Source organism: Mesobacillus sp., assembly GCF_049588175.1.
Classification (GTDB): Bacteria; Bacillota; Bacilli; order Bacillales; family Cytobacillaceae; genus Mesobacillus.
Genome location: NZ_JBAVFI010000655.1, coordinates 1 through 1,691, shown reverse-complemented (window position 1 = coordinate 1,691; position 1,691 = coordinate 1). Strand labels below are relative to the sequence as shown.

2 protein-coding genes are annotated in these 1,691 nt (G+C 41.9%); one reads left to right on the top strand and one right to left on the bottom strand.

Going from position 1 to position 1,691, the window contains the following annotated elements; genetic code table 11:
* Positions 1–1,469, top strand: a 1,469-nt coding sequence (locus WB217_RS15760) for a helicase-related protein (RefSeq protein ID WP_423994198.1), incomplete at its 5' end; no start/stop codon positions are given.
* A 54-nt stretch (positions 1,470–1,523) separates the two neighbouring features.
* Here the strand turns inward: WB217_RS15760 and WB217_RS15755 are convergent.
* Positions 1,524–1,643: a DUF4023 domain-containing protein gene (locus tag WB217_RS15755; protein WP_335377696.1), complete on the bottom strand. Its 120-nt coding sequence runs from the start codon at positions 1,641–1,643 to the stop codon at positions 1,524–1,526.
* Between the last annotated feature and the right edge of the window lie 48 nt (positions 1,644–1,691).

Sequence of the window (1,691 nt, the reverse complement as noted above, 5' to 3'; positions counted from 1 at the left end):
AATTAATTGAGCATATCGAGGGTGTTAATATACTTGCTGTTTACGGCGGACAAGATGTTGAATCCCAGTTGAAAAAACTTAAGAAAAATATCCATATCGTAATTGGCACTCCCGGAAGACTGCTAGACCATATTCGCAGAGAAACTGTCGATTTTTCAAAAGCTGCTTTTCTCGTTTTGGATGAAGCAGATCAAATGCTCCATATTGGTTTTTTGGATGAAGTAGAAGAAATCATCAAACAAACACCGAAGACGAGGCAAACTTTGCTGTTCTCTGCAACAATGCCAGATGAAATCCGTAAGCTCGCAAAACATCATATGTACAAGCCTGAGAACATCCAGATAGAAAAAACGCAGGCACCATTGGCAAATATCAAACAGATTGCAATCAGTACGGTCGACAGAGCTAAACAAAACGATTTAATGGAATCATTACGAGTGTATCAGCCTTTCTTAGGGGTTATTTTTTGCCGGACAAAGAGAAGAGTCAGCAAACTGAATGATGCGCTAAAAGCAAACAATTTTAACTGTGATGAACTTCATGGTGATCTTTCTCAGGCAAAAAGAGAGCAAGTCATGAAAAAATTCCGTGAAGCGAAAATCCAATACTTGATTGCAACAGATGTAGCGGCCAGGGGTCTCGATGTAGAAGGTGTCACACATGTGTTTAACTATGACATGCCTCTTGATACCGAGAGTTATATCCATCGAATCGGGCGTACCGGAAGAGCAGGAAATGAGGGAATAGCTGTAACTTTCTATTCACCCAAAGATAAGCCACTATTGGAAATGATTGAGTCTGATTTGAAGCTTCGAATTGAAAAGAAAAACTTCGGCAATGCGCGGAGCGCAGAAGCAGGGGAAGACGATCCTGCCGATAACAGAAGATCTGGAAATAGGATAGAAAATCGAAGTTCAAGTAATCGTGATCGCAGAAACGAAGACTATAAAGGGAAAAACACACGGTCGAAACGTTCTACCAGCGGCAGCCAAGATAGAATTGGTCGTTCGGGTAATGTTGAAAGAGATCATAGAGGAGAAAAAATTACTACAGACAGATTCAGCCGCGGTGATTCAAGAGAAAACCGGAGCAGAACTGGGGAAGATCCAGCCCGCAGAAGCAGAGACGAACGCCCTCGGAAACCAAATGAAAGAAGAGAGCCAAATCGGGCTGATAGAAATCGAGAGCAGGATAGGCCACAAAGGGACACAAATTCACGTTCTAGCAGACTATCCGGTGAAAGAAGAGAAAGCTCCAGGCGAAATGAGGAGTATGGAAGTGGCCAACGAAGCGTAAGCAATGAAAATCGCGACGCAACCCCACGTTTCGAAAGAAAAAGCGGGGAAAGACCTTCAGCCCAAGGACGCTCTGACTCCGATAGAAAAGGCAAACAACCTTCAGTACATGGTGAAAGAAGGAATAAAGGCATAAACAAAAAATCCGGTGCACAAAACCGCCGAAGTAAATAAACTTAACAAGAGAATAAAGAAAAATAGACCGTAATTACACGGTCTATTTTCTGTTTAATGCTGTTTATTCGGAAGCTTGTCGCTTGGATTATCCTTGCCCTGTCTTTTTTTGTTCTGTTCATTTTTCTTTTGGTTTTCATGCAGCTTTTGAACGTACTCATGAGTATTTTCCATTGCTGTACCTCCTGTTTTAAAATGGCTCGTCGTTACTTTTTCCAATAT

Excerpts from the sequence above, each read along its gene's own strand:
- WB217_RS15755 (WP_335377696.1), bottom strand. The coding sequence starts at position 1,643 with ATGGAAAATACTCATGAGTACGTTCAAAAGCTGCATGAAAACCAAAAG.